This is a genomic window from Pontivivens insulae (genome assembly GCF_900302495.1).
GTDB classification, from domain to species: Bacteria; Pseudomonadota; Alphaproteobacteria; order Rhodobacterales; family Rhodobacteraceae; genus Pontivivens; species Pontivivens insulae.
Map to the genome: position 1 here is coordinate 224,643 of NZ_OMKW01000002.1, position 18,842 is coordinate 243,484.

The 18,842-nt window shown below is 60.1% G+C and carries 18 protein-coding genes; 12 read left to right on the top strand and 6 right to left on the bottom strand.

Annotated features, from left to right (window positions below; translation table 11 throughout):
* Positions 1 to 108: 108 nt before the first annotated feature.
* From pufB to pufC, 5 genes are all read left to right on the top strand, one after another.
* The gene (gene pufB, locus POI8812_RS06450; protein ID WP_108781739.1) at positions 109 to 258 is read left to right on the top strand and encodes a light-harvesting antenna LH1, beta subunit; all 150 of its coding nucleotides are present in this window, start codon (positions 109 to 111) and stop codon (positions 256 to 258) included.
* Between the two features lie 13 nt (positions 259 to 271).
* On the top strand, positions 272 to 427 hold the full coding sequence (gene pufA, locus POI8812_RS06455; RefSeq protein WP_108781740.1) for a light-harvesting antenna LH1, alpha subunit: 156 nt from the start codon (positions 272 to 274) through the stop codon (positions 425 to 427).
* 159 nt (positions 428 to 586) lie between these two features.
* Positions 587 to 1,426 carry a photosynthetic reaction center subunit L gene (gene pufL, locus POI8812_RS06460; protein WP_108781741.1) on the top strand — a complete coding sequence of 280 codons (840 nt, stop codon included), beginning with the start codon at positions 587 to 589 and terminating at the stop codon, positions 1,424 to 1,426.
* Between the two features lie 3 nt (positions 1,427 to 1,429).
* Positions 1,430 to 2,401, top strand: a complete 972-nt coding sequence (gene pufM, locus POI8812_RS06465) for a photosynthetic reaction center subunit M (RefSeq protein WP_108781742.1) — start codon at positions 1,430 to 1,432, stop codon at positions 2,399 to 2,401.
* Between the two features lies 1 nt (position 2,402).
* Positions 2,403 to 3,512, top strand: a complete 1,110-nt coding sequence (gene pufC / locus POI8812_RS06470; RefSeq protein WP_108781743.1) for a photosynthetic reaction center cytochrome PufC — start codon at positions 2,403 to 2,405, stop codon at positions 3,510 to 3,512.
* Between the two features lie 305 nt (positions 3,513 to 3,817).
* Here pufC and idi read toward each other — a convergent pair whose 3' ends face one another.
* Genes idi through POI8812_RS06500 form a run of 6 tightly spaced genes read right to left on the bottom strand, consistent with a single transcriptional unit; the run spans position 3,818 to position 9,946 of the window.
* On the bottom strand, positions 3,818 to 4,345 hold the full coding sequence (gene idi / locus POI8812_RS06475) for an isopentenyl-diphosphate Delta-isomerase (protein ID WP_108781744.1): 528 nt from the start codon (positions 4,343 to 4,345) through the stop codon (positions 3,818 to 3,820).
* Positions 4,342 to 5,517, bottom strand: a complete 1,176-nt coding sequence (locus tag POI8812_RS06480; protein WP_108781745.1) for a geranylgeranyl diphosphate reductase — start codon at positions 5,515 to 5,517, stop codon at positions 4,342 to 4,344. The genes idi and POI8812_RS06480 overlap by 4 nt, the downstream gene beginning before the upstream one ends.
* A gap of 2 nt (positions 5,518 to 5,519) precedes the next feature.
* A complete protein-coding gene (locus tag POI8812_RS06485) occupies positions 5,520 to 6,812 on the bottom strand; it encodes a BCD family MFS transporter (RefSeq protein ID WP_108781746.1) in 1,293 nt (430 codons plus the stop codon).
* Entirely contained in the window at positions 6,809 to 7,714 is a 906-nt protein-coding gene (gene chlG / locus POI8812_RS06490) for a chlorophyll synthase ChlG (RefSeq protein WP_108781747.1), read from the bottom strand. The genes POI8812_RS06485 and chlG overlap by 4 nt, the downstream gene beginning before the upstream one ends.
* 44 nt (positions 7,715 to 7,758) lie before the next feature.
* Entirely contained in the window at positions 7,759 to 9,177 is a 1,419-nt protein-coding gene (ppsR, locus tag POI8812_RS06495; RefSeq protein WP_108781748.1) for a transcriptional regulator PpsR, read from the bottom strand.
* Between the two features lie 16 nt (positions 9,178 to 9,193).
* Positions 9,194 to 9,946: a cobalamin B12-binding domain-containing protein gene (locus tag POI8812_RS06500; RefSeq protein WP_162844933.1), complete on the bottom strand. Its 753-nt coding sequence runs from the start codon at positions 9,944 to 9,946 to the stop codon at positions 9,194 to 9,196.
* Between the two features lie 337 nt (positions 9,947 to 10,283).
* Here POI8812_RS06500 and bchF point away from each other — a divergent pair, with 337 nt between their 5' ends.
* Genes bchF through bchM form a run of 7 tightly spaced genes read left to right on the top strand, consistent with a single transcriptional unit; the run spans position 10,284 to position 18,831 of the window.
* Positions 10,284 to 10,772, top strand: coding sequence for a 2-vinyl bacteriochlorophyllide hydratase (bchF, locus tag POI8812_RS06505; RefSeq protein WP_108781750.1), 489 nt, complete (start codon positions 10,284 to 10,286; stop codon positions 10,770 to 10,772).
* Complete coding sequence (locus POI8812_RS06510) at positions 10,769 to 12,040, top strand: ferredoxin:protochlorophyllide reductase (ATP-dependent) subunit N (protein WP_108781751.1); 1,272 nt, start codon at positions 10,769 to 10,771, stop codon at positions 12,038 to 12,040. The genes bchF and POI8812_RS06510 overlap by 4 nt, the downstream gene beginning before the upstream one ends.
* Positions 12,037 to 13,542, top strand: coding sequence for a ferredoxin:protochlorophyllide reductase (ATP-dependent) subunit B (gene bchB / locus POI8812_RS06515; protein ID WP_108781752.1), 1,506 nt, complete (start codon positions 12,037 to 12,039; stop codon positions 13,540 to 13,542). The genes POI8812_RS06510 and bchB overlap by 4 nt, the downstream gene beginning before the upstream one ends.
* Positions 13,514 to 17,080, top strand: a complete 3,567-nt coding sequence (locus POI8812_RS06520) for a magnesium chelatase subunit H (RefSeq protein WP_108781753.1) — start codon at positions 13,514 to 13,516, stop codon at positions 17,078 to 17,080. The genes bchB and POI8812_RS06520 overlap by 29 nt, the downstream gene beginning before the upstream one ends.
* Complete coding sequence (locus POI8812_RS17635; RefSeq protein WP_162844934.1) at positions 17,077 to 17,250, top strand: hypothetical protein; 174 nt, start codon at positions 17,077 to 17,079, stop codon at positions 17,248 to 17,250. The genes POI8812_RS06520 and POI8812_RS17635 overlap by 4 nt, the downstream gene beginning before the upstream one ends.
* Positions 17,237 to 18,136 (top strand): ferredoxin:protochlorophyllide reductase (ATP-dependent) iron-sulfur ATP-binding protein, encoded by a 900-nt coding sequence (gene bchL / locus POI8812_RS06525; protein WP_108781754.1) that lies wholly within the window; start codon positions 17,237 to 17,239, stop codon positions 18,134 to 18,136. The genes POI8812_RS17635 and bchL overlap by 14 nt, the downstream gene beginning before the upstream one ends.
* Complete coding sequence (bchM, locus tag POI8812_RS06530; protein WP_108781755.1) at positions 18,136 to 18,831, top strand: magnesium protoporphyrin IX methyltransferase; 696 nt, start codon at positions 18,136 to 18,138, stop codon at positions 18,829 to 18,831. Before bchL ends, bchM begins: the two co-directional genes overlap by 1 nt.
* Positions 18,832 to 18,842: the final 11 nt, after the last annotated feature.

Consider the following 18,842-nt stretch of genomic DNA (forward strand, 5'->3'; position numbering starts at 1 on the left):
TCATTCGCACTGTCTTCGGACAGTCGGATACCCGATGCGGGGGTTCAGCCCGCATTCGGTACCGCCGTGGGTCGCACGGCAACAGTCTAACTGTCCGGAGGAAAGTTTATGGCTGATTCAACTGACCTGTCCTTCACGGGTCTCACCGACGAGCAGGCGCAAGAACTGCACGACGTGTACATGAGCGGCTTGATCCTGTTTTCAGGCATCGCAGTCGTCGCTCATCTCGCCGTGTTTATCTGGCGTCCGTGGTTCTGAGGAGGATTGAAGCATGAGCAAGTTCTACAAGATCTGGCTGATCTTTGATCCGCGTCGCGTTTTCGTGGCGCAGGGGGTCTTCCTCTTCCTGCTGGCAGCGATGATTCACCTCGTCCTGCTCAGCACCGACCACTACAACTGGTTCGAACTCGCCGCGATGGCCGAGTGATCGCGCCCGGTCTTCGGGCCGGACCACGATCTCCTACCAGTTTCAAAGAACCGCTGCGGGCGGGCGACAGGAACAGTCCTGCCGCCCGCGGCAATCCAACAAGACGATGACGGCGAGCCTCGCGTCGCCGCGCGCGCCGTCAAACGTGGAGAAAACGCTATGGCCATGCTCAGTTTCGAAAAGAAATATCGCGTCCGGGGCGGGACGCTGATTGGCGGCGACCTGTTCGATTTCTGGGTCGGTCCGTTTTATGTAGGCTTTTTCGGAGTAACGACGGCATTCTTTGCCGCGCTCGGAACGATCCTCATTTTCTGGGGCGCTGCCCTGCAGGGAACGTTCAATCCCTGGCTCATCAATATTGCGCCACCCGATATTTCATACGGGCTGGGTCTCGCGCCGCTGGCCGAAGGTGGGTTGTGGCAGATCATTACGATCTGTGCACTCGGCGCCTTCATCAGCTGGGCGCTGCGCGAGGTTGAGATCAGCCGCAAGCTCGGCATCGGATATCATGTCCCTGTCGCCTTCAGCTTTGCGATCTTCGCCTATGCGACGCTTGTTGTGTTCCGTCCGATGCTGCTGGGGGCTTGGGGGCACGCGTTCCCATACGGGATCTTCAGTCACCTCGATTGGGTGTCGAACACGGGGTATGCCTATCTGCACTTCCACTACAATCCCGCACATATGCTCGCTGTGACGTTCTTCTTCACGACGACCTTCGCGCTGGCTTTGCATGGAGCGCTGATCCTGTCTGCTGCCAACCCTGAGAAGGGTGAGGAAGCCAAGACGCCGGATCATGAAGATACATTCTTCCGGGATTACATCGGCTACTCCGTCGGCACCTTGGGCATTCACCGCGTGGGGCTGCTGCTCGCGCTCAATGCCGGGTTCTGGTCGGCAATCTGCATCATCATCTCAGGCCCTGTGTGGACCAAGGGCTGGCCCGAGTGGTGGAACTGGTGGCTTGAGCTGCCGATCTGGCCCGGTCAGGGAGGACTTTGAGCCATGGCTGAGTATCAAAATATCTTCAATCAGATCCAGGTTCAGGGTCCAGTCGAATGGGGCATGGACAATGACGAAGGACTCGCCAGCGAGCGTGGAGGGCCGACCGGTTTCTCCCGGCTGCTGGGGGCCATTGGCAACGCACAGCTCGGTCCAATCCATTTGGGCTGGTTCGGGATCATCTCGCTGATCACCGGAACGCTTGCCATCAACATTATCGGGTTTTCGATGCTGGCGCAGGTCGGTTGGTCGATCCCGGAATTCCTGCGGCAAGGCTTCTGGCTGGCGCTTGAGCCTCCGGGACCTGAATATGGGCTGACCGTGATGCCGCCGCTCAATGAAGGGGGCGCCTATCTGATCTGTTCGTTCCTGTTGCTCGTCTCTGTCATGGCTTTCTGGGCCCGGGCGTGGGAACTGGCGGCGAAACAAAAGATGGGCAAGCACGTCTTCTGGGCTTTTGGTGCGGCGATCTGGCTGTTTCTTGTGCTGGGCCTGTTCCGCCCCATCCTGATGGGCTCCTGGGCGGAGGCTGTGCCCTATGGCATCTTCCCGCACCTCGATTGGACCACTGCGTTCTCCATTCGATACGGTAATCTCTACTACAACCCGTTCCACGCGCTTTCGATCGTGTTCCTTTATGGATCGGTTCTGCTGTTTGCCATGCACGGCGCGACGATCCTCGCCGTCACGCGCCTCGGCGGTGATCGCGAGCTGGAGCAGATCTACGATCGCGGCACGGCGACCGAGCGTGCGGCACTCTTCTGGCGCTGGACCATGGGCTTCAACGCCACGATGGAGGGCATTCACCGCTGGGCGTGGTGGTTTGCGGTGCTCACCCCGATCACGGGCGGCATTGGCATCCTTCTGACAGGAACCGTCGTCGACAACTGGTATCTGTGGGCCATCGAGCACCATTTCGCTCCGGCCTATGACGGTGCCTATGGCTACGAAGCCTACCAGGCGGGAGGGAACTGAGATGTTCAACTTCAAATGGTATAACAAGTGGGTCGAAGATAATCCGACCAACGTGTTTGGACCTGCGATTGTGATCGGTGTGGTTGGGGCAGGGGTCTTTGCGGCCGCCCTGATCGTAACCTGGGGCAATCCGATCCCGACCGAAACCCAGCAAACCGGGCCGCGTGGCACGGGGATGGGCGTGGTCGAATTTGTCTCTGACATCGAAGCTGGAGAGGCGACGCCTGAAATGGTCGCCTACTTCTCGGAAGAACCCTATGAGGTATTCGAGGATGAGCCGCTGGCTGGCGATATCTATGAGAATGTCCAGGTGCTCGGCAACGTGCCGGACGGCAACTTCAACCGTCTGATGGCAGCAATGACCGAGTGGGTCAGCCCAGAGCAAGGCTGCGCCTACTGCCACGGAGAGGAAGGCAACTTCGCCTCTGACGAGTACTATCCCAAGGTCGTTGCCCGTCGCATGATCCAGATGACCCAGTCTATTAACGAGAACTGGAACATCCATGTCGGGGAAGAGGTGGGCGTCAACTGCTACACCTGCCACCGTGGACAGAATGTGCCTGAGGGGATCTGGTTCGACCTCACCCCTATCAATGAGGTTGTCGAAGGCTGGGCTGCTGTCCAGAACCGCGCAACGTCGTTGAGTGGTTCGACCTCTCTGCCCTCAGACGCTTTGAGCGTGTTCCTCGCAGACTATGGCGTAATCGCCGTGCATGATCTGGAGCCGCGCGTGTCCGGCACGCCTGGGGTCGAGGTCGCGTCCATTCAGGATACGGAGCGGACCTATAGCCTGATGAACTATTTCTCGAATTCGTTGGGTGTGAACTGCACGTTCTGTCACAACACCAATGCGTTCTATGACTACGATCAGGTGACGCCGCAGCATGGCACGGCGCAGCTGGGGATAGCGATGGTTCAGGAGTTGAACCTCGACTATCTCATCCCGTTGGCGGACGTGTATCCGGCTGAACGGCTCGGACCGGTTCACGCCGATGCGCCGAAGGCGGCATGTCGGACATGCCACCTTGGTCAACAGCAACCACTTGGTGGGATGGACATGGTCTCCGACTGGCCAGAGCTCGCGTCAAGCGAGGCCCCTGTCTACGAATAAGGGATCGGGCCGGGGCGGAAACGCTCCGGCCCTTTTTCGTCCAGTCCTGTAGCGTGCGGGACTGGTAGGTCTGTCGGTCTTTTCTACTCCCCTTTTCCACCGACAGATCGTTGCGCCGGGTTCCGCTGCCGCGGGCCCGGCGCTTTTTGTCGCCTCCGGCCGGAGTGCGTTCCTTCGCATCACTTTGGCGGCAACGCTGGTTGAGAGGGGGGAAGGCGAAGAAGTGCCAGCACTAAGCAACGCAAGTGCCCCGTGCGCTCTGTTGGATTGCGCAGCGACAGCCTTTACCGCATTGCAAAGGGGGATCAGACCGGGCCAAAGATCCCGGCGACATGCTCTTCGAGGTAAATGCGAAGCCATGGTGTGTAGCTCATCGGAGACGCCGTAATATCGGCCCGCAGCTCGTCCAGCGTCATCCAGCGCACCTCTGCAACTTCGTCTGGATTCAAATCCATCGGAAGCGAGGCGTCGGTCTCGGCCACGAAAATGTCCACGACTTCATGTTCCGTCAGACCGCCGCCGACATCTGCGCGGTATTCGACAGTCTTACGATAGTCCGGCGTCAGCCCCCGGATGCCCAATTCGTCATCGAGCCGTCGGATCGCGCAGGTCAGCGGATCCTCTTCCCAATGTGGATGGGTACAACAGGTGTTCGCCCACTGTCCGGGCGTGTGATATTTGTGCAGGGCGCGCCGTTGCATAAGAATGCGTCCGTCCGCGACCACGAAGACGGAGACCGCCGGGTGGCGCAGGCCGCGTTGGTGCACGTCGAGCTTTCCCCGGGCGACCAGCGTGCCATTCTCCCAAGCGGGTATCCGAATTTCCGTGTTCATGATGTCGCCCTGAGGATGCCAGTCAGATGCCCGATATTCTTGAGCATGATCTTCAGATGCGCCATGGGACGGGCACGAACAAGCTTCTTGTTCATATAGGCCTCGAAGGTGAGGCGCTGAACGTCCAGGTCATGACACAGAGACACGAAGCGTTCGCGCCGTTCGTCTGACTTGTAATAGGCGTCCTGCATTGCGCCGAGCACTTTGAACACTGTCTTGTGCTCTCGCATGAACAGTTTGCGGGCGATGGCGAGTTTCGCGGGATTTTCGCTTGCCAAACAGGCCATTGCAGCCTCAGCCGCGCAATCGCCGCCAACCATAGCGTAGTAAATGCCTTCACCAGACGACGGGGCCACGACCCCTGCCGCGTCACCAGCCAGCACCACGTCGCGCCCATTGTCCCATCGGTCGAGGGGTTTGAGCGGGATCGGCGCGCCCTCGCGACGTATTGTCTCACAGCTTTCTAACCCGGCGGCGCGACGCAGATCGGCTGTCGCGGCCTTCAAGTCGACGCCGGGCACCTGAGTGCCCATGCCGACGCTGGCCTGCGGCCCATGGGGAAAAACCCAGCCATAAAAATCGGGTGAGATTTGCCCGTCATAGATCACGTCACATCGGGCCGGATCGTAATCTTCGGATTGAGGGGAGGCGATGATTTCATGATAGGCAATCACGTAGGGGATCGTGTCGCCGCCTGGAACCTCGCTGCGCGCTACGTTTGAGCGGGCGCCATCTGCGCCGATAACGATTTTGCCGCTGATCCGCTTTTCCTGACCGCTGGCCTTTTCACGATAGACAACGCTGGGGCCGGCTGCGTCCCTTTCAATTCGAAGATAGGTGCCGGTCAGACGCTCCGCGCCATGGGTCTCGGCCCGCACTCGCAGGAATTCATCGAAATGCTCGCGGTCCACCATTCCGACATATCCGTTCTCGATCGCGATATCGACCTTGCGCGCCGTGGGTGAAATCATGCGCGCGGTATTGATCCGTGCGACCAGCTGGTGATCGGGGATGTCAAAATCCCGCACGAGCCGCGGTGGAATTGCGCCACCACATGGCTTGATGCGGCCGTCCCGGTCCAAGAGCGCCACGGTGCGTCCCTCGCGTGCCAGCCGGGACGCTGCTGTGGCCCCGGACGGTCCTCCCCCAACGACGATCACATCATATTGCATGCTCACTCTCCCGGTACGAGTTGTGGGGCCGTTGGTCGGCTTGGGGCATCAATGACACGCCAGGCCATGATGGCGGCGGCCAGGAACAAGAAGGCTTCGACAATGAAGACAGTCGCAAAGGCTGTACCCGGTGCGGGCAACAGGGCGCGCATCACGTCGACGGCGAGCGCCCCGGCCAAACCGCCGAACCCTGCCGCAAGGGCTTGCGCAGCACCCCACAGACCCATCCGCGTACCTTCCCGCGCGCTGCGGCCCTCACTGGCGAGTTGCATCATCGTGCCAATCGCTGCCACGGCGAACGCGCCGTTGGCAGCGCCCAAAAGGACCGTCAAGGGAAGGAGAGGTGCGCCGGGCCCCATGGGCGCGATGGCTGCAATCGCGAGAAGGGCAGCAGCGGAGGCGATGCAGCCCCCTGTCACCCATGTGCGCAATGCGCCAATGCGAAGCCCACTTGCGGCAATCCCAACCAGCAACATGCCGACAAAGACACCGCCATTCTGTGCGCCAGAAAGGGTGGTCGATTGGCCGGGTGTGAATGCAAAGACCAACCCGGCATAGGGCTCAAGGATCAGCTCCTGCATGAAATAGGCGGTCATCGACAGAAAAACGAAAAGGGTGAAGCGCCGTGCGCGCGGTTCGGCCCAAATCTCTGCCAGGCCTTGGCGGAACGGGACATCCGCTCTGTCGCTGACAGGCTTTGCCAATCCGCGTTCGATTCCCATGATTGCGAGGACGGTCAGGACAAGCGCAGCACCCGCGACACCTGCGGAGATCACGAAGAGGCGCATTGGCGTATATGGATCGATCAAACTGCCGACCACACCCGCCGTCACAGCGATGCCGGCGATCATCATCAGCCAGGTGACCATTGCGGCAGCGGCCCGCCGTCGTGGTGCCGTGGAACTCGCCAAAAGGGCAAGAACAGACGTTCCCGACGCGCCGACACCCAGCCCGATCATGGCATAGGCGAGAACCGAAATGCCCAGCCCCAGCACAAAGCTGTTTGCGAAAAGTGCTACGGCCGCACTGGCGAGCGCTGCGCCCAGTCCAAGAATGGCGATGCCGCCGATGATCCACGGGGTGCGCCGTCCACCCATGTCCGAGAAAAAGCCCATGGTCGGGCGGCTGATCTGAATGCCGTAATGCAGCGCCACCAGAAAGCCCGGCAAGACGGCGGGTAACGCCAACTCAACGACCATCAACCTATTCAGTGTGGAGGTGGTCAGGACAACGATTGATCCCAGAGCCATCTGGATCAATCCCAGCCGAATGATGGACAGCCAGGTCAGCATCAGAGCGCCTCCATCCCGCGCAGGGCGAACGCTGCGACCATCATGCCGGATACGTAAAGGCTTACACCTGTTGCATTATACCAAGGCGCCAACGCCTTGGGATCGCCCAGCATCCTGCGCATCGCAAGCAGTTGCAAAAGCAGCGCGATCGCGATGGCGACGGCAAAGATCGGTGCGCCCCATGCAAAAAGCAGCACGAGCACGACAGCCTGAGGGACCGCCATGATGCAGCAAGCAACCCTCGCCGCGCGCTCAGGGCCGAGGCGAACGGGCAGAGAATTCACGCCCATCTGGCGGTCCCCTTCCAACGCTTTGAAATCGTTCAGGGTCATGATGCCATGTGCGCCGATGGCGTAGAGTGCTGCGATGATCAGGATCGGTGTCGAGGGCAACGTCGCGCTCAATACCGCTGCCCCTGTGAACCAGGGCAGGCCCTCATAGCACAAACCGACCAATCCTGGGCCAAGCCACCCGGACCGCTTTAGCCGAACCGGCTCCGCCGAATAGGCCCACGCGCACAGAACTGCGACAATCGTCGCGACGAAACCCCATGTGCCAAGGAACCATCCCACGATCAGCGAAAGGGCAGACATGGCAAGCGCGACCCAAAGACCCCAGTGGCCGGGAACGCGTCCTGAGGGGATCGGGCGATCCGGCTCGTTGATCGCATCAACGTGACGATCGCACCAATCATTGGCCGCCTGACTCATCCCGCAGACAATGGGCCCTGCCAGGGCGATCCCCAGCACGAGCTGCGGCCAATGGCCTGAAAAAGCAACGCCGGACGACACCGCACCGCACAAAAATGCCCACATCGGCGGAAACCATGTGATCGGTTTGATCAGGGTCAGCAAAGCCGCGGGATCCGGCCAGCGCCGAACATATCTCTCAGACGTGACACTCATGGTGTCAGTCTAGCCTTACAGGTAGATTGGGAACAAGCTGAAACTCAGCTCTCGTCGGCGCGTTTCAGTAAATCGAACTTACGCAATTTGACATAAAGGCTCTGACGCGAGAGGCCCAGCATCTCTGCCGCTGCGACACGGTTGTCGTTGGTCAGGTCCAGCGCCGTTTCGATGCACAGACGCTCAATCACATCGGTCGTTTCCGCCACGATGTCGCGCAGAGGGGATGACCCGACAAGCTCCATGACACCGCGATCCCCTTCGGGGGAGGGCTGCGCCTCTCGCAGAGTTTCCGTGCGGGCCGTCGGGCGGATCACGAAGCCAAAGCCGCTCGGCGTTCCCCGCTCAAGAGCGACCGCGGCGACATCGACAGGCGTTTCCTTGCCAAACTTACCGCTAAGACGCATCGTATAGACGCGCATCTTGCCTTGTCGTTCGGCGTGTTCAAGCAGCACTTTTTGATCAATGCCACCTCGGGCGAGGTAGTCCGCAATGAATAGCCCTCGCACATCACCGATCTGGGTCTCGTCCACCAAGCTGAGGAAGGCCTCATTCGCCAGGCGAATAACACCGCGCGGATCGGTGAAGATTACGGCGTCGCTACCAAGTGTAAACAATTGCCGCAGCGAGGTGTCGAGCTGTTCGGCCACCCCGGATTCCGGCGCAATCTCACGGATCGAGACTTTCAGCATCCTGTCGGATCCTGCACGGAACATTACGGCGCCCAACAAGACATCTTCTGAACCGCGGCGAATGGTTGCGCGCACCCAATCCGCTGGAGCACTTGCGCCCGACCGGCTTTGCAGCTGACCCAGCAGCGCATTGCGACCCGACGTGTTGAAAACCTGATCGAATGCCGCGTTTTGCAGTGACTTCTTATCCGTGTGCAGCGCGTGCGCCGCCGCCCCATTCAGATCTACGATCCGCCCGGTTTCAAGATTGACGAATATCACCGCCTGTTCAGTCATTTCGAGCAGAACGCGGTAGCGAGTTTCGGTTTGCTGGAACGTCTCGAACTCACGTTCCAACGACATCTGCGCCGTGATCAGCTGTTGTTGCACTTCGGCCAGTGCGCGCAAGTCTCGGCCCAGCAGCAATAGCTCATCATTCACGCCACTATCGGTGATGGCGTAGCGAACCGGGAATTCCCAAGACGCGTTGTCGGCGTGGTTCAGTTCGATAGGGCGATAGCCCTGCCGGTCGCCAGCTTCGATCTGCGGCATCCGACGGTCAAACTTGTCGATACTTTCTGGTGTCAGGAACTCACGCAAATTCCGATCAACCCAATGGTCGAGCAGGCCGAGGGAGCGTGCATGTGGGCCAACCGCGATCCCCGTGATCTTGCCCGCGCGATCCACCGACATGCAGATGTCGCAGGCAGAGGCGACAATGCTCTGCACCGCATTCGGGTCGATGGACGGGCCGCGCCCGTCATTCCAACGCATCTCTTCCGTGACTGTCAAAGATCAGGTCCCCGCTTCACGGCGCTTCTCCAACATCGCGTTCATCGTTCCGTTCCATCTGCGACCGGAACCCGCAGAATTTCATAACTTCCCGCGGATTGGAACTGACCAAGTCCACGCCTGTACTGTCCGCGACATCGAGGTTCTGGCGCGTAATCGCACCCCCAAGTATGACAGGTCCTATGTCCCTATTCCATTCTCGCATCAATTCAACAAGTTTTTGGATGGGATCAACGAGTTTGTGACTTCCTGCGGAAATGCCAATCATGGAATAGCGTTCTTCGTCGATTAGCGCCGAGACTTCCTCTGCCGAATGGGCGATGGACATATGGACCCGAAGGCCATGTTTGCGGAATTGATTGGCTGCAATGAAGGCGCCGAGACTGTGTTGCTCCTCGGCCGGTACGATCATCAGCGCGCGGTGGCCGAGCGGGATCGCGGTGCCGCGATAGTCATAGTCGGTGAGCGCTGCTGAACGAATGATATCGTTTAGACGTGAGGAGCCGACGCTGACTTCGGCAAACCCCAGATAGTCATCCGCCCAATCCGCGCCCAGCATCTCCGCCGCGAAGGGGACGTAAACATCCATAAGTTCCCGCTGTCCAACACCGCTGGCACCGATTTTGGCAAGGATCTGGGTGTAGGCACTTTCGTCAGGCGAGATCAGCGCAGCGCAAAATGCCGATACGTGTTCTGCCTTTGTCGTCCCGATTGAAAGATCATCACGCCGGGCGACTTTGGACAGCGCCTGACGGGCGAGCGCGATCACATCGCGCCGCCTGCCGCCGGGGGAACCCCCGTTGCCGCTAAATCCGGGTCCGTCCAATGCCGTCTCCCAATCTCGGGCGGTTGGTCCGCCCTGCATGTTGATCCTACACCATACCGTCGCGGAGTGTGAGTCCTTTTGACGGCAATGTCAGTTCAGTTTGACAGTAATTTTTGTCCTGAAAGTCTGACAGAAATCTCGGATGTAGGCCAATATTCATTAGGGTCCAGGGCCAATTCCCTGGTCGCGCGCCAGCGTAAATACAATACTGTAAGTCAAGGTTGACACATTTGTCAGGCGACGGGTACGGTTTCAGAACGCTTGAGTGAAAGGACAGTTTATGCGGTCCACGCAGCCGCGCTCGCCTCAGATCGCACCGCTTTATACGCCCGAACAGCGGGCGCGCCGTGATGAAACGGTCTGGACGCTGGTGCAGGGTGTGCTGGCGCCATTGCAGTTTGTAGCCTTCGCCGTGTCACTTGTTTTGGTCTGCCGCTACCTGATGACCGGGGAGGGGTACCAGATCGCGACGGTCTCGATCCTGATCAAGACGGGCTTTCTCTACATCATCATGATCACCGGCGCGATTTGGGAGAAAGTCGTGTTCGGGCAATACCTTCTGGCAGAGCCCTTCTTCTGGGAGGACATGGTCAGCTTTGCCGTGATTGCGCTGCATACGGCCTACATCGTGGCTTTGCTGGGTGGTTTGCTCCCGCCATCTGCTCTGATGTGGTTGGCCGTCGCGGCTTATGCGCTCTACGTGCTCAACGCGGCGCAGTTCGTTTTGAAACTTCGGGCCGCGCGGCTGGGATCGGCGGTGCCAGCGTGAACCGCCCTCTAAGGGAAATCCCAGCGCAATCCTGTCGCGATACACCGATTCTAAAGGAACGCGGTCAGCGTGAGGTTTTTTGTGGCTTAACCTCAATCATCTGGCTGCACCGAAAGATGCAGGATGCATTCTTCCTTGTGGTGGGGTCGCGCACCTGTGCCCATCTGCTGCAATCCGCGGCCGGGGTGATGATCTTTGCCGAGCCGCGCTTTGGCACGGCCGTCCTTGAGGAAAAGGATCTGGCGGGGCTGGCCGACGCGCATGATGAGCTTGATGCACAGGTCGCACAGTTGCTGGAGCGTCGTCCCGACATCCGGCAGCTCTTTCTGGTTGGCTCCTGTCCGTCCGAGGTGATCAAGCTAGATCTCAGCCGGGCGGCGGAACGTTTGACCAAGCGCCACGCGCCGCATGTGCGTGTATTGAACTACTCCGGCTCTGGTATCGAGACGACGTTCACGCAAGGCGAAGACGCGTGCCTTGAGGCAATGGTGCCGGGCATGCCGGCGACCGATGCAGCGGAACTTGTCCTCGTTGGCGCTTTGCCGGATGTCGTTGAGGATCAACTGACAGATCTGATCCGCGCACTCGGGATCGAGACGGTTCATGTGCTGCCGTCACGTCGCGCAGATGAAATGGCGCGCATTGGACCCAATACGCGCTTTGTGCTGGCCCAGCCGTTTCTGGGTGACACGGCTGCCGCTCTCTCGCGACGTGGGGCACAGATGATCGAGGCTCCATTCCCATTTGGGGCGGAAGGCACGACGGCATGGCTGCGTGCCATCGCGGATACCTATGGCGTGTCCGACGAGCTGTTTGAGAGGGTGACGGCTGCTCCGCATGCCCGCGCGGTGAAGGCCGTGGCGGCAGCGCGCGCGACGTTGCAGGACAAGTCGATCTTCTTTTTCCCCGACAGCCAGCTTGAAATTCCGTTGGCCCGGTTCCTGACGCGTGAGTGCGGCATGACCGCGATCGAAATCGGTGCGCCCTTCATTCACAAGGGGGTCGTCGGTGCAGATCTTGATTTGATCCCGGCTGGTCCGATGCTGAGCGAAGGGCAGGACGTCGATAAACAACTCGACCGGTGCCGCGCCGCACGCCCGGATTTGACGGTTTGTGGCCTTGGGCTCGCAAATCCGCTGGAGTCAGAAGGGCTTGCCACGAAATGGGCCATCGAACTCGTCTTCACCCCGGTGCATGGATATGAGCAGGCCGGTGATCTTGCGAGCCTCTTTGCGCGTCCTCTCAGGCGGCGGGAGGCTCTGGTATGAAGCTGACGATCTGGACATATGAAGGTCCACCCCATGTCGGCGCGATGCGTGTCGCCACAGGGATGGAGAACGTTCACTACGTGCTTCATGCGCCACAGGGCGACACCTATGCCGATCTGCTGTTCACCATGATCGAGCGCAGGGGCCAGCGCCCTCCGGTGACCTACACGACGTTCCAGGCCCGGGATTTGGGTGAAGATACGGCCGAGTTGTTCAAGACGGCCTGCCGCGACGCTTATGAGCGGTTCAAGCCGGATGCACTGATCGTCGGGGCCTCCTGCACTGCTGAGCTGATTCAGGACGATCCTGGCGGCCTGTCGGAAAGCATGGGTCTGCCCGTACCTGTCATCCCGTTGGAGTTGCCGAGCTATCAGCGCAAGGAAAATTTCGGCACGTCCGAAACGTTCTTCCAGATTGCCCGCGCGTTGGTGCGAAAGGTTGATCGGACGCCAGAGATTTCGTGCAACATCCTTGGCCCCACTGGCCTTGGTTTTCGCCATCGTGACGACGTCGCAGAGCTTGAAAAGATGCTGGCAGAGATCGGGATCAGCGTGAACGCGGTGGCCCCGATGGGCTCCTCCCCTGCGGACATCGCGCGGCTGGGCGCTGCACATTTCAACGTCTTGCTCTACCCCGAATGTGGTGAGGAAGCTGCGCGTTGGCTTGAGCGTGAGCATGGCCAGCCCTACACGAAAACGGTGCCGATCGGCGTTGGCGCCACCCGCGATTTTCTGTCTGAGCTGGCTGAGATCACTGGCCTTGCCTGCGCACCTGATGAAAGCAATTTGCGCGCACCTTGGTATGCGGCCAGTGTCGACAGCACCTATCTGACCGGCAAGCGTGTCTTCATCTTTGGGGATGCAACCCATGCCGCCGCCGCTGCGCGCGTTGCGCGCGATGAAATGGGCTTCGAGGTTGTCGGGTTGGGGTGTTTCAATCGCGAATTCGCCCGTCCGATCCGCGCCCTTGCTCGCGACTATGGCGTCGAGGCGTTGATCACAGATGACTATCTTGAGGTCGAAAAAGCCATTGAGGCCGCGCAACCCGAGATGATTCTCGGCACCCAGATGGAGCGCCATATCGGCAAGCGATTGGGCATCCCCTGTGCCGTCATCTCAGCCCCTGTTCACGTCCAGGATTTCCCCGCGCGCTATTCCCCGCAAGTTGGGTGGGAGGGGGCCAATGTCCTGTTCGACACGTGGGTGCACCCGCTCGTCATGGGGCTGGAAGAACACCTGCTGCATATGTTCCGCGATGATTTCGAGTTCAATGACGCAGCAGGGCCGAGCCACCATGCAGGGCATGCGGCACAAAAGGAGGTCGCTCAAAGCTCGGGCGACAACGTGATTTGGCTGGACGATGCCGAACGCGAATTGCGCAAAGTACCTTTCTTTGTCCGGGGCAAAGCCCGGCGCAACACAGAGAAATTTGCGGCCGAGCAGGGGATCGCCTCGATCTCGGTCGATACGCTTTATGAAGCGAAAGCACATTTTGCGCGATGATACCGGCATAAATGCGGGGTACCGCGTGGTGATCATCACCCTCGACGCGCATGCGGCGGGCCCAGCTGCGCGGGCGCAGGACGCGCTGGCGCGGGATTTTCCGGGCGTCTCGGTTTCTGTCCACGCGGCTGCGGAATGGGGTGAAAGCGGTGGCGCGCTTGACCGGGCGCGTGAGGCGGTCGCCACAGCTGATATCGTGATTGCAAATCTGCTCTTCCTCGAAGAGCACGTGAAGGCGATTGCCCCGGCGATCGCTGCGCGACGCGAAGATGCAGATGCCGTCGTTGGGTGCATCGCCGCGGGCGAGATTGTGAATCTGACCAAGCTGGGTGGGCTCGACATGAGCCAACCGGCAAGTGGTGTGATGGCACTGCTCAAGCGGTTGCGCGGCTCAAAGAAGCCATCCGGGGCCAGCGGCGAAAAGCAGATGGCGATGTTGCGCCGCCTGCCGCGTATCCTGAAGTTCATTCCGGGAAAGGCGCAGGACCTTCGCGCCTATTTCCTGGCCATGCAGTACTGGCTTGGCGGGTCGGACGACAATGTCGAAGCCTTGGTTCGCTTTCTGATCTCACGCTATGCGACGCCGGACGACTGGCGGGGCGGTACGGTACCTGCGCCTGTCGAATATCCCGATACCGGTCTCTACCATCCTGCGTTGTCAGAGCGCATTGTGACCGATGCGGCTGCGTTGCCACGCACGGGCACCAAGGGGACCGTCGGCCTTCTGTTGATGCGGTCCTATGTGCTGGCCGGTGACACCGCGCACTATGATGCGGTGATCGAGGCCCTTGAGGCACGGGGGCTGAACGTCATTCCGGCCTTCGCTGCCGGGCTGGACGGGCGGCCTGCGATCAGTGCCTATCATCAGGACAAGGTGGACACTCTCGTTTCGCTGACCGGGTTCAGTCTGGTCGGCGGGCCAGCCTATAATGACAGTGCGGCGGCGCAGGACACGCTGGCCACGCTGGATGTTCCCTACATTGCGGCGCATCCGCTTGAGTTTCAAACGCTGCGCCAGTGGTCCGAAAGCGCCTCCGGCCTCGGTCCGGTTGAGACGACGATGCTGATTGCGCTGCCTGAGATTGACGGGGCGACGAACCCGATTGTGTTCGGTGGTCGTCACGGGCAATTGGGCTGCGATGGGTGTGCCCATCGCTGCACAGCCCGCGGCCTGCTGAAAGAAATGGCCCCGTGTCACGAGCGGATCGACCTGCTGGCGCGCAAGGTTGAAAAGCAGGTTCATCGGCGTCGGGCGGAACTGGCGACGCGCAAGGTCGGCATCGTGCTTTACGGGTTCCCGCCGAATGCCGGTGCGATCGGAACGGCGGCTTATCTGGGCGTGTTTGAGAGCCTTCACAACGTGCTGCTCGCCATGAAGGCGGATGGCTACACACTGAATGTGCCAGACACTGTCGACGATTTGCGCGCGGCGGTCCTTGCTGGCAATTCGGCCCAATACGGGCAGGAGGCCAATGTCGCAGCATGCGTGCCAGCCTCCGACATCGTAAGCGCTGAGCCACACTTGGCTGAGATTGAGGCGCAGTGGGGCCCGGCACCTGGCAAGATTCAAAGCAATGGGCGCGAGGTTTTCGTGCTGGGCGTGGATCTCGGCAATGTCTTTGTCGGGGTGCAGCCTGCGTTTGGATATGAGGGCGATCCGATGCGGTTGCTCTTTGAAAGCGGGTTCGCACCCACCCACGCGTTTTCCACTTTTTATCGCTGGCTGCGCGACAGCTATCGTGCCGACACCTTGCTGCATTTCGGGATGCACGGCGCGTTGGAATTCATGCCGGGCAAACAGGCCGGTACGGGCGCGGCCTGCTGGCCGGACCGTCTGATCGGCGACATGCCGAATGTATATCTCTATGCCGCCAACAACCCCTCCGAGGCGACATTGGCCAAGCGGCGGTCAGGGGCTGTCATTGTCAGCCACCTGACCCCGCCGCTTGCGAAGGCAGGCCTTTACAAGGGACTGCTCGAATTACGGGAGAGCCTGGACCGGTGGCGCGGGCTGGAGCCCGGGGCGGCAGAGGCAGTTGAACTTGAAGAGCTGATCGCAACTCAGGCCGAGGCCGTTGATATGAGCGGCGCGCCAGAAACCCTGTGGCTTCAATTGCTTGAAGTCGAAGACGCACTGATGACCGATGGTCTGCATGTCGTCGGACGACCGATGACCACGGATCAACGCGCAGCACATCTGGACGTTGTGGCCGACCAGGATGACGACACGCTGGCGCGGATCGATCTCGAACTACAGCACGACAGCGAGACGCCTGCGTTGCTGCGCGCGTTGCGGGGACAGTTCATTCGACCTGTCGCCGGTGGTGACTTGATCCGAAATCCCGACATTCTGCCTACAGGGCGAAACATGCATGCGTTTGATCCATTCCGCATGCCAACGGCCTTTGCGATGGCCGATGGCGCCCGGCAAATGGAAAAGCTGCTGGCCACGCATCCGGTCTTGCCTCGGTCCATCGCCCTCGTGCTTTGGGGGTCGGACAACATCAAATCAGACGGTGGTCCGATTGCGCAGGCGCTCGCGCTGATGGGGGCGCAACCGCGCTTTGACAGTTTCGGACGACTGGCTGGAGCGGATTTGATCCCGCTCGCTGAACTGGGCCGCCCGCGCATCGATGTGGTCATGACCCTCTCGGGCATTTTTCGTGACCTGCTTCCATTGCAGACGAAGCTGCTGGCGGAAGCCGCATGGCTCGCTGCAAGTGCCGATGAACCACTCGAGATGAATTTCATTCGGGCGCATGCGCTGGCCTACGCTGAGAAGATGGACGTCGATCTAAAGACAGCGGCCCTTCGCGTGTTTTCGAATGCGGAAGGGGCTTATGGCTCGAACGTGAACCAGTTGGTCGATGCCGGTGCGTGGGAGGCAGAGGATGAGCTTGCCGACGCCTATGAGGCGCGGAAGTGCTTTGCTTACGGAACAGATGGGAAACCAGCACGGCAATCTGAATTGCTCAAAACGGCGCTGACGGATGTGGACGTTGCCTATCAGAACCTCGAAAGCGTCGAACTGGGCGTCACGTCCGTTGATCACTACTTCGACACGCTCGGCGGTATTTCGCGTGCGGTTAAGCGCGCGAAGGGGGCCGAAGCGGAGGTCTATATCGGCGACCAGACGCGCGGCGACGGCAAGGTGCGCAAGTTGTCCGACCAGATTGCTCTGGAAAGCCGCGCCCGCACGTTGAACCCGAAATTCTACGAAGGCCTGCTGAAACATGGGCATGAAGGCGTTCGCCAGATTGAGGCGCATGTGACCAACACGCTGGGTTGGTCTGCGACGACAGGACAGGTCGATCCGAGCATCTATGCGCGGTTGAGCGAAACATTTGTCTTGGATGAGGAGATGCGCCGCCGATTGGCTGATCTCAATCCGGCCGCCTCTGCACGGATGGCAAATCGTCTGCTCGAAGCACATGAGCGGGAGTACTGGCAGCCCGATGCTGAGACGCTGGAAGCTTTGCAGCAAGGGGCTGACGAGCTTGAGGATCACCTCGAAGGCATAGGAGTGGCAGCGCAATGAGTATGCGTGAATTTGAAGAAGCCTGGCATCGAAATGCGCAACTTGCAGCGCGTGTGAAGGCGCAACGCGTCCATGCCATGCGATTACGCGAAAACGCGAAAATGCTGCGCGAACGCGCGCGCTTGATCGAGCTTCGCATTCAGAAAGGAAAGACCCATGAGCCCGCTTGATAAAGGTATTCCGAACCTGCGCGGTCAGGATGGTGAGGGGTCGGTGCAGGTCCATCAGGATCCTTCGACCAAGATTGAGGGCGCAAAGGTGTTCGCCGTTTACGGCAAGGGCGGGATCGGTAAATCCACCACATCTTCGAACCTCTCCGTCGCCTTCTCAAAGCTTGGCCACCGCGTTCTGCAAATTGGGTGCGACCCAAAGCATGACAGCACGTTCACGCTGACAGGCAGGCTCGTCCCGACGGTCATCGACATTCTGAAAGACGTGGATTTCCACCCTGAAGAATTGCGGCCCGAGGACTACGTTTACGAGGGGTTCAACGGCGTGCGCTGTGTAGAGGCGGGTGGCCCGCCTGCCGGAACCGGGTGCGGTGGCTACGTGGTCGGCCAGACGGTGAAGCTGCTGAAACAGCACCATCTGCTCGATGACACCGACGTGGTGATCTTCGATGTGTTGGGCGATGTCGTTTGCGGCGGATTTGCGGCCCCGCTTCAACACGCGGACCGTGCTGTCATCGTCACCGCGAATGACTTCGACAGCATTTACGCAATGAACCGTATCATCGCGGCGGTTCAGGCAAAGGCGAAGAACTACAACGTGCGTCTTGCAGGATGCATCGCAAATCGCTCGCGCGAGACTGATGAGGTGGACCGCTACTGCGAAACGGTCGGCTTCAACCGGCTCGCACACCTTCCTGATCTCGATGCGATCCGTCGGTCGCGGCTGAAAAAGAAGACGCTGTTCGAGATGGATCTCGACGACGATATCGCCGCTGTCCAAGCGGAATATGTCCGGCTGGCCAAGCTGCTTTGGGATGGGACGGAGCCAATGGCGCCGTCTCCGCTGCCCGACCGTGATATCTTTGAATTGCTGGGATTTGATTGATGTCTGACCAATCGTCCCACAACTATCTGGACACGCGCGCGCGGCTTGAGACGTATTTCGACAAGACCGCAAGTCAGACCTGGGCTGCGCTGACCTCCGATGCGCCGGTTAGCAAGATTCGTGCAACGGTGCGCGCCGGGCGTGATGAAATGCGCGCGATGCTGCTCGATGCATTGCCCGCCGATCTGAGCGGTGCGCGGGTGCTCGATGCTGGCGCAGGGGCAGGGCAGATGAGTTTTGAGCTGGCCGCACGGGGTGCGGAGGTTGTGGCCGTCGATATCTCCCCATCGCTGCTTGAGGTTGCGCGCAAGCGGATGCCTGCCGAGTTTGCGGACAAGATCAGTTTTCATGCGGGCGACATGTTGGATCCCGTGCATGGCCGCTTTGACTATGCGATCGCGATGGACAGTGTGATCCACTACCGCGCACCCGACATGGCGCGGATGCTGGGGGAGCTGGCCCCACGCGTCTGGCAGAAAATCGCATTCACGATTGCACCGCAGACACCGATGCTCAGCGCGATGCATGTGGCGGGCAAGGCGTTCCCCCGGTCCGACAGGTCGCCCGCGATCATCCCGATATCTGAAAACCGGCTGCGCCTGGAGCTCGCCAAAATCACAGAGCGCGAGTTGCGTAAGATCGGCCGTGTGCACACGGGCTTCTACATCTCTCAGGCGATGGAGGTGTGTGCGTGAGCAAAGAGCGT

What these genes read in the sequence shown, in the direction of transcription:
- bchF (WP_108781750.1), top strand. Translation starts at nt 10,284, where the DNA reads ATGCGGTCCACGCAGCCGCGCTCGCCTCAGATCGCACCGCTTTATACG.
- pufA (WP_108781740.1), top strand. Translation starts at nt 272, where the DNA reads ATGAGCAAGTTCTACAAGATCTGGCTGATCTTTGATCCGCGTCGCGTT.
- chlG (WP_108781747.1), bottom strand. Translation starts at nt 7,714, where the DNA reads ATGAGTGTCACGTCTGAGAGATATGTTCGGCGCTGGCCGGATCCCGCG.
- pufM (WP_108781742.1), top strand. Translation starts at nt 1,430, where the DNA reads ATGGCTGAGTATCAAAATATCTTCAATCAGATCCAGGTTCAGGGTCCA.
- bchB (WP_108781752.1), top strand. Translation starts at nt 12,037, where the DNA reads ATGAAGCTGACGATCTGGACATATGAAGGTCCACCCCATGTCGGCGCG.
- pufC (WP_108781743.1), top strand. Translation starts at nt 2,403, where the DNA reads ATGTTCAACTTCAAATGGTATAACAAGTGGGTCGAAGATAATCCGACC.
- POI8812_RS06480 (WP_108781745.1), bottom strand. Translation starts at nt 5,517, where the DNA reads ATGCAATATGATGTGATCGTCGTTGGGGGAGGACCGTCCGGGGCCACA.
- bchL (WP_108781754.1), top strand. Translation starts at nt 17,237, where the DNA reads ATGAGCCCGCTTGATAAAGGTATTCCGAACCTGCGCGGTCAGGATGGT.
- pufB (WP_108781739.1), top strand. Translation starts at nt 109, where the DNA reads ATGGCTGATTCAACTGACCTGTCCTTCACGGGTCTCACCGACGAGCAG.
- POI8812_RS17635 (WP_162844934.1), top strand. Translation starts at nt 17,077, where the DNA reads ATGAGTATGCGTGAATTTGAAGAAGCCTGGCATCGAAATGCGCAACTT.
- idi (WP_108781744.1), bottom strand. Translation starts at nt 4,345, where the DNA reads ATGAACACGGAAATTCGGATACCCGCTTGGGAGAATGGCACGCTGGTC.
- pufL (WP_108781741.1), top strand. Translation starts at nt 587, where the DNA reads ATGGCCATGCTCAGTTTCGAAAAGAAATATCGCGTCCGGGGCGGGACG.
- bchM (WP_108781755.1), top strand. Translation starts at nt 18,136, where the DNA reads ATGTCTGACCAATCGTCCCACAACTATCTGGACACGCGCGCGCGGCTT.
- POI8812_RS06520 (WP_108781753.1), top strand. Translation starts at nt 13,514, where the DNA reads ATGAAGCGAAAGCACATTTTGCGCGATGATACCGGCATAAATGCGGGG.